Origin of the sequence: Paralteromonas sediminis (assembly GCF_003820355.1) — a bacterium.
GTDB classification, from domain to species: Bacteria; Pseudomonadota; Gammaproteobacteria; order Enterobacterales; family Alteromonadaceae; genus Alteromonas_F; species Alteromonas_F sediminis.
This window is the reverse complement of sequence record NZ_RPOK01000004.1, coordinates 173,707-192,286: the sequence shown is the minus strand read 5'-3', so window position 1 is coordinate 192,286 and position 18,580 is coordinate 173,707. Positions and strand designations below refer to the sequence as shown.

At 40.2% G+C, this 18,580-nt stretch carries 16 protein-coding genes; 11 read left to right on the top strand and 5 right to left on the bottom strand.

The window, feature by feature from the left end; genetic code table 11:
• Nucleotides 1-15: 15 nt before the first annotated feature.
• Together xrtA and DRW07_RS13015 are read left to right on the top strand one after the other, a co-directional pair.
• A complete protein-coding gene (gene xrtA / locus DRW07_RS13020; protein ID WP_124028366.1) occupies nt 16-1,500 on the top strand; it encodes an exosortase A in 1,485 nt (494 codons plus the stop codon).
• 2 nt (nt 1,501-1,502) lie between these two features.
• A complete protein-coding gene (locus tag DRW07_RS13015; protein WP_240630629.1) occupies nt 1,503-2,648 on the top strand; it encodes a glycosyltransferase family 4 protein in 1,146 nt (381 codons plus the stop codon).
• Between the two features lies 1 nt (nt 2,649).
• Here the strand turns inward: DRW07_RS13015 and DRW07_RS13010 are convergent, their stop codons facing one another.
• The 3 genes from DRW07_RS13010 to DRW07_RS13000 all read right to left on the bottom strand — a co-directional run bounded on the left by DRW07_RS13010 (nt 2,650) and on the right by DRW07_RS13000 (nt 5,502).
• Nucleotides 2,650-3,234 (bottom strand): acyltransferase, encoded by a 585-nt coding sequence (locus DRW07_RS13010; protein WP_124028365.1) that lies wholly within the window; start codon nt 3,232-3,234, stop codon nt 2,650-2,652.
• Nucleotides 3,231-4,424 (bottom strand): TIGR03087 family PEP-CTERM/XrtA system glycosyltransferase, encoded by a 1,194-nt coding sequence (locus DRW07_RS13005; protein WP_124028364.1) that lies wholly within the window; start codon nt 4,422-4,424, stop codon nt 3,231-3,233. The genes DRW07_RS13010 and DRW07_RS13005 overlap by 4 nt, the downstream gene beginning before the upstream one ends.
• 70 nt (nt 4,425-4,494) lie before the next feature.
• Complete coding sequence (locus DRW07_RS13000) at nt 4,495-5,502, bottom strand: right-handed parallel beta-helix repeat-containing protein (RefSeq protein WP_165870495.1); 1,008 nt, start codon at nt 5,500-5,502, stop codon at nt 4,495-4,497.
• Nucleotides 5,503-5,670: 168 nt separating this feature from the next.
• On the opposite strand from DRW07_RS13000, the gene DRW07_RS12995 reads away from it, so the two are divergent.
• From DRW07_RS12995 to DRW07_RS12955, 9 genes are all read left to right on the top strand, one after another.
• Nucleotides 5,671-6,525: a glycosyltransferase family A protein gene (locus tag DRW07_RS12995; protein ID WP_124028362.1), complete on the top strand. Its 855-nt coding sequence runs from the start codon at nt 5,671-5,673 to the stop codon at nt 6,523-6,525.
• Between the two features lie 46 nt (nt 6,526-6,571).
• Nucleotides 6,572-7,894, top strand: coding sequence for a hypothetical protein (locus tag DRW07_RS12990; protein ID WP_124028361.1), 1,323 nt, complete (start codon nt 6,572-6,574; stop codon nt 7,892-7,894).
• 29 nt (nt 7,895-7,923) lie between these two features.
• Nucleotides 7,924-9,021, top strand: coding sequence for a glycosyltransferase (locus DRW07_RS12985; protein WP_124028360.1), 1,098 nt, complete (start codon nt 7,924-7,926; stop codon nt 9,019-9,021).
• Nucleotides 9,014-10,348 carry an O-antigen ligase family protein gene (locus DRW07_RS12980; RefSeq protein WP_124028359.1) on the top strand — a complete coding sequence of 445 codons (1,335 nt, stop codon included), beginning with the start codon at nt 9,014-9,016 and terminating at the stop codon, nt 10,346-10,348. The genes DRW07_RS12985 and DRW07_RS12980 overlap by 8 nt, the downstream gene beginning before the upstream one ends.
• Before the next feature lie 70 nt (nt 10,349-10,418).
• A complete protein-coding gene (locus DRW07_RS12975) occupies nt 10,419-11,264 on the top strand; it encodes a sulfotransferase family protein (RefSeq protein WP_124028358.1) in 846 nt (281 codons plus the stop codon).
• Between the two features lie 5 nt (nt 11,265-11,269).
• Nucleotides 11,270-12,751 (top strand): oligosaccharide flippase family protein, encoded by a 1,482-nt coding sequence (locus DRW07_RS12970; protein ID WP_124028357.1) that lies wholly within the window; start codon nt 11,270-11,272, stop codon nt 12,749-12,751.
• 149 nt (nt 12,752-12,900) lie between these two features.
• A complete protein-coding gene (locus DRW07_RS12965; RefSeq protein ID WP_124028356.1) occupies nt 12,901-13,854 on the top strand; it encodes a glycosyltransferase family 2 protein in 954 nt (317 codons plus the stop codon).
• Nucleotides 13,855-13,873: 19 nt separating this feature from the next.
• Entirely contained in the window at nt 13,874-14,803 is a 930-nt protein-coding gene (locus DRW07_RS12960) for a polysaccharide pyruvyl transferase family protein (protein ID WP_124028355.1), read from the top strand.
• A 23-nt stretch (nt 14,804-14,826) separates the two neighbouring features.
• Nucleotides 14,827-15,450, top strand: coding sequence for a sulfotransferase (locus DRW07_RS12955; RefSeq protein WP_124028354.1), 624 nt, complete (start codon nt 14,827-14,829; stop codon nt 15,448-15,450).
• Between the two features lie 128 nt (nt 15,451-15,578).
• Here the strand turns inward: DRW07_RS12955 and DRW07_RS12950 are convergent, their stop codons facing one another.
• Both DRW07_RS12950 and asnB read right to left on the bottom strand, forming a co-directional pair.
• Nucleotides 15,579-16,673: a glycosyltransferase family 4 protein gene (locus DRW07_RS12950; RefSeq protein WP_124028353.1), complete on the bottom strand. Its 1,095-nt coding sequence runs from the start codon at nt 16,671-16,673 to the stop codon at nt 15,579-15,581.
• A gap of 12 nt (nt 16,674-16,685) precedes the next feature.
• Nucleotides 16,686-18,575, bottom strand: a complete 1,890-nt coding sequence (gene asnB, locus DRW07_RS12945) for an asparagine synthase (glutamine-hydrolyzing) (RefSeq protein WP_124028352.1) — start codon at nt 18,573-18,575, stop codon at nt 16,686-16,688.
• Nucleotides 18,576-18,580 lie beyond the last annotated feature (5 nt).

Below are 18,580 nucleotides of genomic sequence, written 5' to 3'. Positions count from 1 at the left end.
TAATGTGAGCGTATTATGGAAAGAGAGGCTTCACCCCAGAAACTGCTGATTTGTTTTTCACTGCTACTCCTGACCTGGCTATTTTTCACGTTTGGGGGTATCGCTAGTGCAGTGGAAATTTGGTATGGCAACGAAATATTTAATCACGGTTTTTTAATCATACCAGCAGTTGTCTACTTTATTTATATTAAGCGAGGGCTTTGGCTTAGCAAAGAGATCCGCTCCTCTTGGCTTGCATTGCCATTTATTATTGGCGGGGTGTTGCTTTATGTGGTCGGCTTCGCAGGTGATATCCAGCTATTTATGCATGCAGCAGCTTTCGGCCTTTTACCCTTTCTGATCTTATCCATAATTGGTGTTCAAGCCGCTTATGCGATTTTGTTTCCTCTGGTTTTTATTGTTTTTACCATTCCGGTTGGCGAACAGCTTATCCCATGGCTACAGGAAGTGACCGCGGATATCTCCGTTTATATGTTAAAGCTAACAGGCGTACCATTATTCCGCTCAGGACTCTACATAGAAATTCCTCAGGGTAGATTTTTGGTCGCTGAAGCCTGCTCTGGCATTAGTTTCTTTATTGCCAGTATTGTTGTGGGGAGTGTTTATTCTTATTTAAATTTTGTCAGCACCAAAAAACGAATAGGCTTTATGGTGTTGTCGGTTGTGTATCCCATCATTGCTAATGCGATTCGGGTATATGGCATCATTCTTACTGGTTATTTGACCGATATGGAGCATGCTGTTGGCGCTGATCATTTGATTTACGGCTGGTTCTTTTTTGCCATTGTTTTATTTAGTTTGTTAGCAATTGGTGAGTGGGTAAGAGACAAAAATGCCGTATGGGAAGTCAAGCTCACGGCTAAAAATCAGGTTAATATTGCAGTCTCTATTCCGCTGATATCAACGATTATCGCCATATTTGTAGCGGGAGTAGTGTGGAAGGGGTGGATGGAAGAAGCCCAAAAAAGCAAAGCGTTGACGCCAGCGAGCTTTATTGATGTACCTTTACCCTTTAATCAAACTGAGCCTGGTGAGCTAACGGAGTTTGTCCCTGATCTTGCCAATCCAAGCGATATTGCCGTGTTTACCAGTGAGGCAACACCGACTCGCAATAACATTATTTATCAGGCTTGGTTTGACGGCCAAAAGAGTGAATTGGTTAGCGGATTACACAGACTCTATAACGAAAAAAGCTGGTCCCTCAGTAAGCAATTTCGTATTGATACCGCCACTGTTATGGGTATGCCAGTTCGTCTTATAAGTGACCCATTAGGTAACCTGCGTTTGGTAGCATCTTGGTATAAGGTGAATTCAGCAGTGTTCACCCAGCCCACCAAGACAAAGCTATATCAAACAGCCAATGTTCTCAGAGGAGAAGGGGCAGCGGGCCTCATGGTTATTGTATCTGTCCCTGTATCTTCAGCAAGCGACGACGCTGTCGACAATGCCAGCAAAGAACTGGTCTCTATCGTTGACCTACTGCAGACTAACCGTAATTAATAATGATGAAAAAAATCCTGTTATTAACTCAAAATTTCCCGCCAATTGAAGGCGGTAGCGGTCGTTGGTTTTGGGAATTGTACTCACGGTTACCCGCTGAGAATATTGTAATAGTTACTCACAATGAGCCAAGTGCAGAACTGGTCGATGAATCGCTTCAGGCAACTGTTATTCGAATGCCCTTGTACAGTCCAGAGTGGGGGATTAAGAGTATGACAGGTCTTAGGTTTTACTGGCGTAATGTGCGCGCCCTGAATGCCTTGGTTAAAGTGCACAACATCGATGAAGTTCACTGTGGCAGGGTAATACATGAGGGGGTCATTGCTTGGTTGTCCAGTTTCTTTGGTGGGAAACCTTATCGCTGTTTTGTGCACGGTGAGGATGTAGAGACTGCCGCGACTAGTCGGGAGCAGGCATTACTCGTTACACAAGTATGTAAGAAGGCACTAAACCTGATTTGTAATAGTGAAAACAGCAAGCAACTCACACAAAACTTTGGTTTTGCGCATTCTGAAAAGTGCACCGTAATTCACCCCGGCGCAGACTTTGACCGCTTCACCATAGCTGAAGAAGACATGGCTTTTAAAGAGCAAATGGGGTGGAAGGGCAAGTTTGTGTTATTGACCGTTGGACGTTTACAAAAGCGTAAAGGGCAGGATCACCTTATAAAAGCGATGCCAGAGATTGTAGCGGCTATTCCTAATTGTTTGTATGTGGTTGTGGGTAGTGGCGAATGTAAGGCAGAGCTTGAAGCTTTGGTTGATGAAAATGGTATGCAAGCTCACGTACAGTTTTTATCCGGCCTTGATGACCAAACACTGATTAGATGTTATCAGCAGTGTGATTACTTTGTTTTGCCTAATAGAACTATCGGCAATGACATTGAGGGGTTTGGAATGGTCCTGGTAGAGGCTCAGGCTTGTGGAAAACCAGTCATAGCAGGTGACTCTGGCGGTACTAAGGAAACTATGTTGTTAGGTGAAACGGGGCATGTGATAGCGTGTGATAATCCGAAAAGTATGGCCCAACATATCGTGCCAATTCTAATTTCACCAAAAAAATCTGCTGAATGTTATCGTGAATATGCAAAAACACATTTTTCTTGGGAAACGCACTTGAGCAAGTTTATAGAAATGTTAGAACGGTGATTTAGTCCAGTCTTGTTTTAACAACTTTAGCTGGGTTGCCAGCCACAATAGACATTGGGGGAACATCTTCTATTACGACCGAGCCGGCGGCAACAATGCTGTTATCTCCAATATTGGCCATTATTAATGACCCATTGCCCAACCAACAATTCTCCCCTATTGATACTTTCTCAAATACACCGCCTTGTTCCTTGATAGGTTTACTGCTGTCACTGAAGTTATGTTGTTTTTTCCCGCTCATAATATGCACACCGCTACCCAGTAAGGTATTTTTACCAATAGAGCAGCGCCCGATATTGCATTGTGGGCCAACATAACAGCCTTCGTGAAGTTCAGTATCATGCTGAGATAACAAAACCAAAAAAGAAATCCTCGCATTAGGATGGCAATGCGTCAGTGTAAAACGGTAGAAACCTGCTCTTAAAAAGCACCCAACTTTTCCAGGGATCAGTGACAATCCCTGGCTAAAGCTACTCAGTACTTCATCTTTTGCAAAGAACAAGCTGATACCAAAAAACAACAGAGTGATTGGGAATATCAAAATGGCAAACATTAAGAACACAGCTTGTTTGATGACATGTCTCACAATGCGACAGCCTCGACCAGCGGTTTTAGTTGGTTTTCCCAGCTATAAGACGCTCTCAAGGCCTGATAGGCTCGTTGTGCTTTTTGTTCAGCATTGTTGCTATTTGTCGCTGCCTCTATGCATGCATTTGCAAAGTGTTGTGCTTCATTGGCAATGAACATGGTTTCGCTATTGGCAAAGCTAATGCCTTCAGCGCCCATTTCAGTGGTAACAACCGGCAAGGCACACGAGGTGGCTTGAAGTACTTTATTTTGAACGCCTCTAGCTAACCTAAAAGGGGCAACAAAAACCGAAGCCATATGGTAATAGGGCAATATATCCTTCACAAACCCAGTAACGTCGATGTCAGGATCTTTGTCCAGAGCTGTGACACTTGATGTTGGATTCATGCCTGCGATAACAAACTTTGCTTCTGGAAGGCGTTGCTTGATTTCTTTCCAGCACTTTTCGTAAAACCAAACTACTGCATCCACATTGGGTTTATAGTCCATTACGCCTGTAAATAAGAATACGGGAAATGGTGGTTTAGCATCATTTTTACCAGGGTGAAAAGCATCAAAATCCATACCATTATTTAACTTGGTTACTGGGACGGTATTGCACACCTGCTTGCTAAAAAGCGCTATTTCTGTTTCAGCTATAAGAAAACATCGATCAAAACTGCGATTTACAGCCGCTTCTAGCTTGCGGATCCCGCGGGACTCACGCTGGTATACCCATTTCATTGGCCCCTTAGTGTTATTGGCATACTGCGCCCACTTATCTGAATCAACATCCATGAAATCCATCAACAGAGTCACGTGTTCTTTTTTAGAAGCTGCGCTCTCCAATACATAAGGAGCAAGGCTTGACGCTGTTAGTAGTATGGTAAGAGGTTCTCCTTGCTCTGCGTCTGTCTGCAATTGTTTATGTAATTGAGAAGAATGAAATGCGCCCACACTAATAGGCGCCCCTTTTAAAAAAGCAGTAATATACCGGAACAAGCGGTTTTGCATGCCAAAGAGGGTCACTTTGATATTAAGGTTCTTGGCCAGCTCAAAAGCTAATTCATCATCTTCTCTTTCATGGCGCAAACTGTATACACGTACCGCATGACCCTGCTCAACCAGATGTTTAATCTGGTGATAGGTTCGCAATTTTTCACCTTTGTTTGGTGGATAAGGCACTCGCTGTGCAACTACAATAATCATTAAATCCAATATATTGCTATTTTTGGATAGTCTATGTCAGACGTTGTTTAGTAACAAACCCATTTCATTGTTATTTCAACTTTTTATTGTTAACTAGCCTTGCTGAGCCTCCATCGCGCGACGTGATTCTGCGATTAACTTGGTTACCGCTGATCACAACATCGTGCGTACTGGTAAACCGGTATTCAATGGCGTTGGGATAACGACCATTCATGAGTATGGTGTTATTAGTGATTTCAGTATGTGGGCTGCTCTCCAATATTATGCCAACATCGGCGAACCGGTGGTGTTTTGCAGTATGAACAATCAAATTATTAATAATTTTTCCGCCTGTATTCTGATTACTGGAATTGCCCATTCCAAACCCAATGCCTCGGTCAGAATCAATAATCGTATTACTAATTACTAAGTTGTTACTGCTATTGTTCCAAATATGAATAGCATGTTGAGCAACCCTCTCAGCGGGACTGGCTATGGCCTTGAAAGTATTGTTAGCAATGGTCCAGTTTCTAATTCTGTGAGCATCTATTCCACCAATGTAATATTGTGGTCCGATGCCTGCAGAATATTCAAAAAGGCAATGAGAGATATGACCAAAGTCTGCATGTGGACTATCACTTTCTTTAGTCGCTGACACCTTAAACAGTTGCTGGTAGGCATCTCTTAGCACGCAGTTTGTTAAAGTAAAATTATCTGCGTCAGCTTCCGCTCTTACTTGGATCAAGTGATGGGAGGCTGCTTCAAGTGTTATGCCACTTACGCTGATGTTTTTTGCAGCAATATCTAGCAGTACTTCAGTAGTGGCGGAAGGTCGCATGCCTTTCCCTCTCAAAATGACATCATTTGCGATGCCGGATGCACTGACGAGCTTTGTATTTGCTTCTGTGAACTGAAGTCGTTTATCTAACTCATAAACGCCTGCAGTAACTTCAATACTGTCCCGAACTTGATTGTGATTTGCTGTAACCAGTGCTTTGTACAATTCTGATTCTGAGCTGACCCGGTGGACATCTGCTTCACTGTTGGTCAAATAACCAACCCAAAATGTGATGCAAATAACGATTTTTGTTAACGTCATTGGAAAGCTCTCATTCATTAAGATATTTCACTATTATTCACTTAGTTGTTTTGGCATTCTACAAGCTGTGGAGAAAAGTACACCATACGAAGTTCGAAGTGCGTTTGCTGTGTGACGATATTTCGGATTTAATTTTGATTTTGTGTTGATTTAAATAGGTAATTGGATTTGTACAACATAATCATGTTTGCTTATAACGAAGAAGCAAACATTAAAACTTCGATTGAAAGCGTATATAAGAATACGGATGCAAAATTAAATCGGTATTTGATTTTGGCAAATGGGTGTACAGATGCCACGGTACAAATTGCCGAGGAATGTAAAAAAACGCTTGAATTTGCTAAATTGGAAGTCGTAGAGATTGAACTTGGCGATAAATGCAATGCATGGAATACCTATGTTCATGATCTGAGTGATGAGGTTGATACGCATTTTTTTTGTGACTCAGACATTAATTTCTCTGATGATTGTTTTTCCAAAATGAGCTCAAAGTTGGAACAAAGCCAACCCGAAACAATGATCATTGCAGGCATGCCGCTATCAGGAAGAAATATAGCGTTCTACAGGTCATTAATTATTGAGAGAGCCTGTTTCTTCGGCAATCTTTATGGGATGAGAAGTTCTTTTATTAAAAGAATTAGAAGCGCTGGGTTCAGATTGCCAGTTGGCCTTAATTGGATCGACTCATTCCTGACCAAGGCAGTAAATACTGACTTGGAGTTCTTCGATCATAATCTCCCAAATCGTACAACCTGGATTGAAGGTGTCGGGTATAAATTTGAAAGCCTTAGCATTACTAAAAAGAGTGACATTAATCTATATATCAACAGAATAGCACGGTACGAATTAGGAAAGCTGCAAGAGGTGATACTTGATAGCACTCCAGTAAAAGACTGGCCAAGAGACCTCAATAGTATTAATCAAACTATTTGGAAAGAATTTAATAAGCGATCAAAACATTTAGGGTTCGTAAAAAAGTATTTGGTTAAAAAGCGTCTTAAGAAGCTTTTGGATAAGGGGTAAGAGCAGAGGGTGAATTGTATGCGCTTGAAACTTTGTGGTACTGGCAATGCGACTTGGTAGAGTTTTTGTCTATGTCTTTTGGTGTTTCGCTTTGTTGCTAGGTGGAGTCTTTGGCGCACAATATGCCATTGAAAAAGGTATTGTTGATCTCTCTAATATCGAAAACTTTGTTAAGAGAACTGTGGATAAAACTTCTAATTATTCTGACAGTTCAAATGCATATCTTGAAAACCCAAGAACTTTTACCACTAAGCTTTCTGAACACTACATGCTGACTTTAGTGGGTGAAACGCGTCTTAAAGCGGGAACATTTGGCGCCTCTCGATTAGCTTGGACGCCAGGAACCATGGCTGTATCACCTGACGAAACACAATTGTTTGTCGCAGGGCATGCACAAAAATCCACAATTGGTGCATTTAGTATTGGCGATTTTGCCTTAGAGAAAAAAGTTTCTGATTTACCTATAGCACCAAATTCGCAACCTTTTCATCCTACCAGGGAAGGAATTGAGTTGCGTGACAGAGAGAATAAAATAGGTCGTATCACTGGGCTTGAAGTCATAAACGGAAAGCTTTGGATGAATATGGCGCAATATTATGATGGCAGTGGAAATCAGCGGTCAACCACTATAATCATAGATAATCCTGACCATATTGGTGGTAGCAGAAGTGGATTTCACGAAATTGAAGGAGCCGTAAGAGCGGCGGGTTGGATGGGAGAATTACCTCAAGTTTTTAAAGCATTTACTCCTCATACTCACTACACAGGATATGCTAGCAACTTACCGATCAACTCACGTTTGTCTATGGGGCCAAGCTTTTATGCATTCACGCCTCGATACGATAAAAAAGAGGGAGGGAGAATTTTTTTTCCAACGGAAGAAGTGTTGAGCTACTCACTGAAAAACCCACTTGGTGTTTATGGTGTGAGTGATAATACAGATATACACAAACTCTGGAACGAGCTGAGTGTCGCCAATATTGGTTTCTTTACTAATAGTGCGACGCATTACATTTTAATCGGCACGAATCGCGCCATGGAGTCTGAAATCTCATATAAAAAACGTAAGTCTGATGGTTCTAAATGCTCAGGTTATTGTTCCGAAGTGAAAGCAGACAAAGTCAATTATTTTTGGTTATATAGTACCAAGGATCTAATCACTTCAATGCGCGGTGATATAGCGCCTTACGAGCTAACTCCCATTGAATTTGGTCGTTTAGAATTATATCGCGACAGCCATTCAATTAGAGGGGCAGATTTTAACCCGACTACGCATACCTTATATATTTTACTCAGTGGAGCTGACGACACTCAAAATCGAAACGAAAGTCAGCCACTACTACAAAAGTATCAACTCACTGAGAGATAGACAACATTAATGAGCAGTCTTGAATTCCAATGAAAATACTTCACGTAACCTATGACATGCGCATAGGTGGTACAGAAATGGTGATTAGGAGCCTGATCGAAGGTGGTCATTGTTCAAAATTCGAAATGTCAATTTTTTGTATCGAATCAAAAATTGGTCCTTGGGGTGAAATGCTGAAAAATAGTGGTATACCGATAATTGCTTTTGACAGAAAGGAAGGCTTAGACCTGACGCTATTACTCAAGATCCGAAAATACATTAGGGCAAATGCTATCGATATTGTCCATTGTCATCAATATACGCCTTGGGTTTATGGTGTTCTGGCTGCTGCAGGAACAAGAGCAAAGGTCATGTTTACCGAGCATGGCCGATTTTATCCTGACCGCAGCAGCTGGAAAAGGAAACTGATCAACCCACTTTTGTCTTACTTAACCGACAGTATTACAGCCATTTCTGACGCCACAAGAAAGGCGTTGGTAGATTTTGAATTTCTTTCATCAAAAAAAATACAGCTCGTTTACAATGGTATTGAGCCCTTTGAACAACCAGTTGGAATTGAGCAATTAAGGATAGAGCTGGGTATCTCTTCTGACGCCCCCATACTGGGAACTATATCTCGATTTGATCCCATCAAAAACCATGTCTTAATGCTCAAGGCCTTTAAGCTAGTTTTGACAAGATTTCCTAATGCTGTATTGATTGTAGTGGGAGATGGGGAGGAAAGACAGAATATAGAAGCATGCATTAACCGGCTAGCAATCAATGACTCTGTCATTTTGACGGGCTATCAGGTATCACCCAAGAAATTTCTTGCACTGATGCAGATATTCCTACTTTCATCTCTAAGTGAAGGAGCATCGATGACATTATTGGAGGCAATGAGCTTACAAAAGCCTTGTGTTGTTACGGACGCAGGAGGCAACGGTGAACTTATTCAACACGGTTACAATGGTTACGTGACAGAAAACAATAACGCTGATGCATTTGCTGAAGCGATAATAAAACTCTTGGAAATTAACAGTGTTAAAGAGTTTGGTCAAAATGGTTATCTTAGGTTCCATGAGCTATTTACCAATACCAATATGATTAAGCGATACACGTCAATATACGAGACGCTGCATGGTTAAATTTCTTACAATCCTTGGACTAATTGCTAGTGCATTTTTGGTTAGTTCTGCACCATGGGTCTCAGCCCTAATTTACTCTGTAGTTTCAGTCATGCAGCCACAATATGTTTGGTTTTGGGTGTTTGAGGATATTCGTGTATTTAGAATCTCTGCAGCTATAGCTATTATAGCCTGGATATTGTGCGCTTTCAGGGGGCAGGTTAACTGGCAAGTATACTCGTCAGGACAATTCAAAGGCATGGTCGGCTTGCTGATAATATTTTATCTTTCTACCTGGCTAACGCCATTTGAGACTTATTCTGCGGCCGTAGGTGGCGATTTAGTAGTGAGCATCTTTACTACCATATTTATTATGTATTTCATTGTTTTAGGTCTTCTTAACAAGCCAGAAATTGTTAAGTACTTTGCATTTATGTTTATTGGCATAACGCTCTACTACTGCTATTGGGCAAATGACCATTACTTCTCGAATAATTGGGCTCAGTTCCTAAATGGGCGTTTGAAAGGGCCTGATTTAAGTCCATACAGAGACGGTAATGTCTTTTCTATTGTTTTTACAACAGGGCTTTCATTCATATTATTCGGAATTCTATATTTCAAGCGAAGTTGGATAAAGATTTCTCTGGTTTTATCGGTGCCTTTTGTACTACATGCATTAATTTTGTTCGCATCTCGTGGCGCTCTCCTCAGCGCTGGCGTGTTGGTTCTATTCTTTGCCTTTGTGGTCAAGTCTAAATCTCTAAATATTGCCATTGTAATAGGCTTTATTGGAATGCTAGTTTGGCAAGGCGGGGCATTGACAGACAGAACTACATCTACCATTGCTAAAGCAAATGACAATCAAGTTGAACGCCCACTTAATCCAAGATTGGTTTCGTGGGGAATTGGTTGGGGACTGGCTAAGGAGTACCCCCTATTAGGAGTGGGACCACAACGGTTCCAATATGCTTCCAGAATCCACTTTCCTGAAAAAGCGAAACATGTTGCACATAATACTTTTTTGAATTTCTCCGCTAATACCGGTTTTATTTCGGGATTTATTTATATCATGTTCTTTTATTGGTCATATAAACAATATAAGTATGTTAAAGCTAATACAGATCAAGATTCGGACCATGGTTTTGTCAATCTTGCTTCTATGGGGGGGCTTATAGCTTTTTTTGTGGGAGCAGTATTTCTGGACTTAATTATCTTTGAACCCTTTTACTTTTTGTTGCTACTAATTTCTGCCAATTACTATATGGTAAAACGAAAAAATGAAGAAAATCCCTTGCAGGATCAGAAAAATGCTACTTATCAAAAGGTTAAAAACAAACGGGCAATATAGTCTTCAAGTATAAAATCATAGAATTGTGATGATACGTGTCATTTAATTCTAAAAACAGGTATTAATAAATATGACTCGGAAGGTTTTTTTTGTTGGCGTCGGGGCACAACGGGCAGGAACTAGTTGGATGTACAATTGCCTGAACAAGCACCCAGAGGTTTTTATGCCTCAGAAAGAAGTTCACTTCTTTGATAGTGGATATGAAAAGGGAACTGATTGGTATTCAAATTTGTTTGAAACGCAAAAAGCAGTAAAAGCAGTTGGCGAGATTACTCCTGATTATATGTCTAAGGAAGTTTTTTTAGAGCGACTTAAAAGGTTTGCGCCTGAGGTAAAAATTATTGTTATTTTGCGTCATCCCATAGAGCGAGCATTTTCCGCGTTTAATTTGTATAAGTTACACGGTAAAGTAAAAAGCAATACGTTCGAAGAAGCTTTAATAAAAGATCCACATATACTCACTCAAAGTTTATATTCAGAGCAATTGGAGTGGATAAATGCGAGGTTCAAGCCTGAGCAGGTTCTGGTGAGTTTTTATGACGATATAGAAATTGAGCCGCTCAATTTTATGAAAAAGGTATTTGTCTTTCTTGGCATTGATGAAAGTTTTGTACCACCCAACTTAACTGTTAAAAGAAACGTGTCCGCCTTGCCAGAAGTGCAAAATTTTCTAAAAATTCCAGTGATCCAGAGTTATCTTTTGAACTCTTTCTTAAAGAAACCATTTATAAAGTTCAAAAAGTCAAAAGCGGGTAAAAAGCTCAAAACAGTTATCCTAACAAAGTCAGAACAATCCTCTAAAATTCCGTCATTACCAGAGAAATACCTCTATAAAGTTGCTATGGACATAGAAAGAGTTTCTGAATTAACAGGGCGAGATTTAAGTAAGTGGATTAAAAAGCTAAAAGTAGACTAGGCCCCATGACATTAAAGTTGAAACATGGCGTGATCGCTGGCTCTTTATCTATTGTTTATCAACTATTTAGACGACTTATTGGCATCGTTTCTCTTATTATTTTGGCTAGGATACTAACGCCTGAAGACTTTGGACTCGTTGCAATCGCACTTATTTTTCTCAATTTTGTTGATGTAATTACTAATTTTGGTGGAAAAAGCTACTTGTTGAGTAGGGAGTCTATAGATGATCAGATGGTCCTTACCAATTGGTCTTTGCGCTTTGTTCTAAAAAATACAGTGGGCCTTCTACTTGCTCTTAGCTCCTTTTTAATCGCAAATTACTATGATGATCAAAGATTGGAGTTGATAATTCAGGTTTTTGCTTTGCAAATTTTTTTAGGAACCCTAGCTAGCCCTGGCCTTATCTACAAACGAAAAAAACAAGAATTAGGCGCAATTACTCGATGGAATATAGTTACTAAGGTTATTTCAACTGCTTTAACAATTTATATTGCTGTACGGTATCAGACTTATTGGGCTTTGGTGCTAGGACAATTAATCAGTGTATGTGGCGGTGTATTGTCAAGTTATATCATTGCACCTTTAAGGCCCCGTTTTACATTTAAAGCAGTGAAGGCGCAATGGGATTTCGCGAAATGGATTTTACCCCAATCTATTCTTAACTTTTTTCGCAGTCAAATAGATGCACTCTTTGTTAGTACAGTGTTTGATAAGGCTATTATGGGTGCTTACAACTCAATGCGTTATTACGCGAGCATCCCCTCGACCATCTTTATCAATCCCATCATTGGTACTACACTAACTCAATTCTCCGAGTTTAAAAACAACTTGCCTTATTTTAGGAGCCAGCTCCAAGTTACATTCTTTGCCTTTTCTGCAATTGCTGCACCAATTATAGACATTATGCGTGTTAAAGATGAGGCAATTGTATTGATCGTGTTGGGGCAAAAGTGGGTCGAGTACGCTGACTTGTTTGGCATATTTGGTGTCTTTATTATAGTGACAACCATCAATAGTATCGTTTCTCAAATTGTAATGCTAAAAGATGCAACTAAGGTCCTGCTTTTCTACTCGTTAGGCTCGATCACCTTTCAGGTACTGTTGTTTACTTTTATGGATTTTCAGGATGTATATCATCTGGCAAAACTTAAGATTGCGATTGATGTGTTTCTTGCGCTCGGTTTTTACTTTTATGTAGTCCTAAAAATTTTAGGCGTCAAAGCTCTGCGAGATATAACATTACCGATGATTTTATCTATAATTTCTGTTGTTGTCGCCAGCCAGGCTATGTCTTTCCTGCCAAGTATCGACCATTTGTTTTTAGGTTTGATGGTTTATTGTAGCGTCTATATGGTGATATATGCCTCAATCCAATTGACGGTAGTCTTTGTTTTGAAAAACAAGGTGTATTGTTTTGGCTATCTTTGGCGGTTGATTGATAGTGTAAAAGGAAAGCTATACCTTTCTTTGAAGAGGGCGAGTTGACCTTGCCAAAGTAAGACTGGGTCAATAAGTGAATTATCTCACCGAAGGAATGTTAGTAACTTGGGAGTAAGGTCAATTAGAGCACATACATGTTATATTCTCCGTTTATCTCAATCGATGATGTAACTTAGAATTCTGGGAAAACTATAATGGACCATCTTGTTTCGGTAGTCATGCCTATGCTCAATGGAAATCCTGAGCATATAAAACAGTCAATCGAAGGCATACTAAAACAGACCTACAAAAATTTTGAGTTTATTATTATTGATGATGGTAGTAACGAAGAAACAAAACAAATACTACAACATTACGCTTCGCGAGATTCAAAGATAATTCTATTAACAAATGACAAGAATTATGGAGTTGGTTATTCATTAAACAAAGGACTGGAAACTGCTAAAGGAGAATTTTTCGCGAGAAATGATGCAGACGATATATCACGTCCCGAGAGACTCAAAATCTTAGTAGAACACATGGCTAACAACCCACATTTAACACTTTGCGGGTCCGATGTGGAATATATTGATATGGAAGGGAAAATAATAGGGTCACATCCTATTAGTGAAGATTCTGAGCTCCTCAAAGCAGAATTGTTGTTGAATAGCCGAATTTGTACTCCTAGTACAATTGTTAGAACTCGTGCAATTAAGGAAGTTGGTGGGTTTCCACAAGTTAGGAATGCAGAGGATTATCTACTTTTCCTTAAGTTAATAGAGAAAGGCTATTTGTTTGGGGGGCTTAGGAAGTCGCTCCTCAGTTATAGAATAAATGAAAATAGCCTCACTAGAAAACACCGCGATGACCAGTTGAAAATTGCATTGGGAGGTTCTTACAAACATGTTTGTCGCGAAATAGAACCTATTGACGAGTTCGCTTTTAAAAGGTTTTGGCTAAGCGTGGCTAGCCAAGGTGAAAACAGAATGCTACTTTCTGATTTATCTAAGGTGCGGCCTATTTTAAAATTCATTCGACGCGAGCCTTCGTATTCAAAAGCATGGGGAGGAATTTTGAAGTGGGTGTTTTGGACAGGATTGAATAAAAACTCTTCCTTCAGAGATCTTGTAATTGCATCGTATTTTCGATTTATATTTAGAGCTTTTTAGCTGCAAAAGGAAAAACTTAATGAAACTATACTATTGGGAGTCAACTCACGGCAATGTAGGGGACGATATTAACCCATGGCTATGGAAAAGGCTGCTCCCAGGTAAGTTTGATGATAATGAAAATTTGTTATTTATTGGGATTGGCACCCTGCTAAACCATCATATTCCAATTGCTGACCGATATATTGTTGCTACATCTGGCTTTGGCTATGGAGAAGAGCCAAAAATAGATGAACGGTGGGAGTTTTTAGCTGTGCGAGGTAAAAGAACAATCGAAGCTCTCAACTTACCAGATGAAACGCTTACTCTTGATGGGGCCTATTTATTATCAAAATACATCGATATTTCAGGAATTGATAAAACTGATGATATTAGCTATATCCCACATGTATTTAGCATGGAAAAAGCTGACTGGGACCATTTTTCTCGGCTAACAAATGTCAATGTGATTGACCCAAGGCTAGCAGTTGAAGATTTCATTATAAAGTTGGCAAAATCACGAGCCGTAATCTGTGAAGCAATGCATGGCGCAATCATTGCTGATACTTTTGGTATTCCATGGTTGCCTGTTAAGATGTATGACCATATTAATGAAAACAAATGGTTGGATTGGACAGAATCATTCGATTTGGGTATTGAGTTCAATTATTTAAAACCTATTTGGATTGGCGACAAGAAAAAATCGAAAAAGGTACAGTTTAAAAATAAGATAAAAAGAAACTTAATAGGTATGAACTTGTTTTCTGGGAAGTTTGATGCTCCTCCTCCTAAAGCATCTAAAGATGAAGATCTTAAACGGTTGGCTAACGAACTCAAAAACATACAAAAGAAAGAGTTTTACCTATGTGACAGAGATTTAATGAACAGTAAACTAAATACGCTAATCGAGCTGTTAAGTGATAAATTTGATACCGAAATTAAGTTTACAAAAGTTATTCTCAACCCTTAACCTTTTTTATATGCCCTATTTTTATGTTTAATTTTTTAAAAAGTAAAAAAGCATCTTCAGAAGTGTTGAACAAAGCGATGCTACTTGTTGTAGGGTTCAATAAGACCGGAACAACATCTATACATCGTTTGGCTCAAAAGTCTGGGTACAATAGTGTTCATTGGGATGAAGGAAAAATTGCTAAACGTATTCTTTATAATGCAGCAAACAATATTCCTTTGTTATCAGGCTATCATGATTCATATCAGGTTTATTCTGATATGGCATTTAGGTGTGGAAACTTTAGATTTGACGCAAATTCCTTGTTTATGCAGTTAGATCATGATTACCCTAATGCAAAATTTCTATACAATTATCGCGACATCGATGCTTGGCTAGAAAGCAGAATTAACCATGGTGAAGTTGTTGATGGTGAGACTAATATTCAATACTATCGTCGATTGTTTGGTACTAGTAACGATCTAAAAATTAAGAACTTTTGGCGCAACGAAAGATTACGATATGAAGATGATATTAGGGCATACTTTGACGGTACAAATAAATTAATTGAACTTAATATAGAAGACAACAAGTTTGTCGATAAATTAAATAACTTTTCAGGCTTTAATTTCAAAATAGATGCTTGGGGGCAACACAATCAAACCTGATAACTATTCAGTAGTGTGGTAAGCCCTACCACACTAGACTCTTTATTGCCTTATAATTGCATAAACCTTAACTAGCTACGATTGCGTGCTCCTCACAACCGTTTATAGATAAATAAAGTTTAATCTATCTATTTTCTGTAGATACCCATCATTTTCTTGGCACACTGCTTCCAAGTGAAAGTTTTGATATGTTTATAGCCTTTTTCTATTAACGCTTGTTGGAGCGATTCATCGGTTACTAGTTTGGCCATCGCATCAGCGAGAGAATCGGCATCCCCAATCAATATAGCGGCATCGCCCGCGGCCTCTGGAAGTGAACTGTTGTCTGATGTGATCACAGGTACACCGTAAGACATGGCTTCGAGTACGACTAACCCAAAACCCTCATATTTACTGGGATAAACAAACACATCGGCATGTTCGTACAGGTTTTTTCTAGTGTCATCAGAGATAAAGCCAGTGATGACGACTTTTTCTTCCAGTCCGTTTTTCGCAATGATCGCCTCAACCTCATCCATGCTCTCGCCTGGTGCTCCGGCAAGTATCAGCTTTTGTTCTATTTTGTCAGATATACGCGCAAAGGCATCCACTAACATAGCAACATTTTTACGCGGCTGAATGGTGCCTAAAAAGAGAATATAGGGTGTGGTATATTCGGCTTCTTGTGAAATGTGGTTACTCGGATCACTCCCTTCAAAACCTTGATAAACCGTGGTTATTTTGTCGTGATCGATACCTTCTTTTACACAATCCCGTTTTGTAGAATCAGACACAGTCACAATATGACTGGCTTGATGCATACTTTTTAACGTCCATTCTTTCAATATTCTGTCTAAACCAGTGCCATGGACTTCCATATAAAAATAAGCCAAATCGTGGATCGTCAGTACGGTTGGAACACTTGTCTTGGGTAAAAAGTGGTTAGGGCCATGAAAAACATCTAACCTGTCTTTCCAAAGCCAAAATGGCAGTACATAGTCCCACCATATTCTGGGACGTGTTGCTGCTAAGTCTCCAGGGCTATAGACAGGCCGATGTTTGACTTGTGGGTGATGAGCGAGCCAATCAAGTTGCTTTTCACCCATACTAGTTTTTTGGTAATAGAGGTAAAAGATATCATCCCTATTTGCCTCTAACAGAGACTCTACCAGTCCTATAACATAGCGGCTAATGCCTGTTTTATGGGAAACCTTAACCGTTTCTATATAGATGCCAATGCGCAAAACCTTGTTCCTTTACTTTCTACGCTGCATGTAATTATCAAACCACATTTGATACATCAGCATACTCCACAAAACAGCGCTATGGTCGTAGGTCTCTGACTGGTGCTGTGACCAAACTTTTTCTACTTCATGCATATTAAAAATATCACAAATCCCCGCTGTTCGTTCAAAAAGATAACCGTACGCTAGGGGTTTTAGTTCGTCTCTAAACCACCTTGCCAAGGGTACAGAAAAGCCCATTTTTCTTCGGTACAGAAGGGACTCTGGTATAAAGGGTTTAAAGATTTCTTTGAGTATGTATTTTTTCTCACCGTCACGGTATTTCTGGTCTGACGGCAGCGCCGCAGCAAATTCGGCGACCCTGTAATCGAGTAGTGGTGCTCTAACCTCTAAAGAGTTGGCCATACTCATGCGATCTACTTTAACCAGAATACCGCCGCACAAGTAGGTTTTAATGTCGGTATACAGGATTTTGCTGAGATGATCGGGCCCCTCACAGGCTTGATAAGCCTCTATGGTAATGGTGCTGGGATGATAGTCACCGAGCTTAGCGAATACGTCACCCTTGGCTAATTTGTCCCAGGTTGCTTGTTTAATTTGGCTATTCGTGATGAAAAAGCCGTACGCTGGGTCATTTGCCAATGTTGTGAGCAATGAATTGGCTTTTTGTGTCACTGGGCCCGGAATTTTTCCACATACCTTTGCTAAAGGTGGGAAAAGGCTTTTCCTGATAAATTCAGGTACGCGCTGACGCCATTTGTTCTCAATATCATCCGTGGTGTATTTTTGATAGCCGGCAAACATTTCATCGCCGCCATCGCCGGCAACGGCTACCGTCACGGCCTGTCGGGCAAGTTCTGAAACAAAGAATGTTGGAATGAGAGAAGGGTCAGCAAAAGGTTCGTCAAAAAAGCTGACAATGTGTTCAATTGAATCAGCGACATTCTGATGAACGGTAAACTCGTGATGCTCAGTATCATACTTTTGAGCTATAACGCGAGCAAATTCTGCCTCATTGTAAGCCTTGTCAGTAAAGCCAATCGTGCATGTTTTTACAGGAGTTTCACTTTGCTCAGCCATCATGGCAACTACCCCAGAGCTATCAACACCGCCACTCAAAAATGCACCGAGCGGAACATCACTGATCATCCGTTGTTTTGTTGCCGTGCGAAGTAGGGCAGTCAGTGCTTCCTGATTTTGCTCCTCAGTGTCTTTTCTTTGTCTGGCAAAACTCACATCCCAATACTGCTCAATCGTTTTGCCCTCGGCAGTGATTGTCATTGTATGCCCGGCTGGTAACTTATGGATGTGCTGAAAAATACTCTTAGGATCAGGGACATATTGGTAAGTAAAGAAGTCATATACTGCATCTAGCCTGATATCCCGAGGAATATTCTCCAGTGTCAATATCGCCTTTATTTCAGAGCCAAACGCAAAGCGCCCACGATCTTCAAAATAATACAGTGGCTTTTTGCCCAGCCTGTCCCTTGCAATAAAGAGTGATTGCGCTTTTTTATCCCACAGCGCGAAGGCAAACATGCCATTTAGCTTATTTACACAGGCTGCCTTTTCCTTTGCATAAAGCGCGAGTATTACCTCTGTATCTGTGTGGCTTTGAAAACTAACGCCTTCAGCTTCGAGTTCTGCTCTCAATTCTAAAAAGTTATAGATTTCTCCATTAAATACGATGACTAAGTTTCCATCAGCTGAAAACATAGGCTGATTGCCCGCCTCTGATAGATCAAGAATACTTAATCGGCGGTGACATAGTCCCACGTTGTCGTCTATGTAAACGCCACCCGCATCGGGGCCGCGGTGGAGAATTGCTTCGCCCATTTTCTGCAGCGTGTCCGCATCGCCTTCTTTTTGTGAAAATTGAGTAAAACCCGCAATACCACACATATGTC

Coding starts and splice junctions, on each gene's coding strand:
- xrtA (WP_124028366.1), top strand. CDS start 16: ATGGAAAGAGAGGCTTCACCCCAGAAACTGCTGATTTGTTTTTCACTG.
- DRW07_RS13015 (WP_240630629.1), top strand. CDS start 1,503: ATGATGAAAAAAATCCTGTTATTAACTCAAAATTTCCCGCCAATTGAA.
- DRW07_RS13005 (WP_124028364.1), bottom strand. CDS start 4,424: ATGATTATTGTAGTTGCACAGCGAGTGCCTTATCCACCAAACAAAGGT.
- DRW07_RS13000 (WP_165870495.1), bottom strand. CDS start 5,502: ATGACGTTAACAAAAATCGTTATTTGCATCACATTTTGGGTTGGTTAT.
- DRW07_RS12990 (WP_124028361.1), top strand. CDS start 6,572: ATGCGACTTGGTAGAGTTTTTGTCTATGTCTTTTGGTGTTTCGCTTTG.
- DRW07_RS12985 (WP_124028360.1), top strand. CDS start 7,924: ATGAAAATACTTCACGTAACCTATGACATGCGCATAGGTGGTACAGAA.
- DRW07_RS12980 (WP_124028359.1), top strand. CDS start 9,014: ATGGTTAAATTTCTTACAATCCTTGGACTAATTGCTAGTGCATTTTTG.
- DRW07_RS12975 (WP_124028358.1), top strand. CDS start 10,419: ATGACTCGGAAGGTTTTTTTTGTTGGCGTCGGGGCACAACGGGCAGGA.
- DRW07_RS12970 (WP_124028357.1), top strand. CDS start 11,270: ATGACATTAAAGTTGAAACATGGCGTGATCGCTGGCTCTTTATCTATT.
- DRW07_RS12965 (WP_124028356.1), top strand. CDS start 12,901: ATGGACCATCTTGTTTCGGTAGTCATGCCTATGCTCAATGGAAATCCT.
- DRW07_RS12960 (WP_124028355.1), top strand. CDS start 13,874: ATGAAACTATACTATTGGGAGTCAACTCACGGCAATGTAGGGGACGAT.
- DRW07_RS12955 (WP_124028354.1), top strand. CDS start 14,827: ATGTTTAATTTTTTAAAAAGTAAAAAAGCATCTTCAGAAGTGTTGAAC.
- asnB (WP_124028352.1), bottom strand. CDS start 18,575: ATGTGTGGTATTGCGGGTTTTACTCAATTTTCACAAAAAGAAGGCGAT.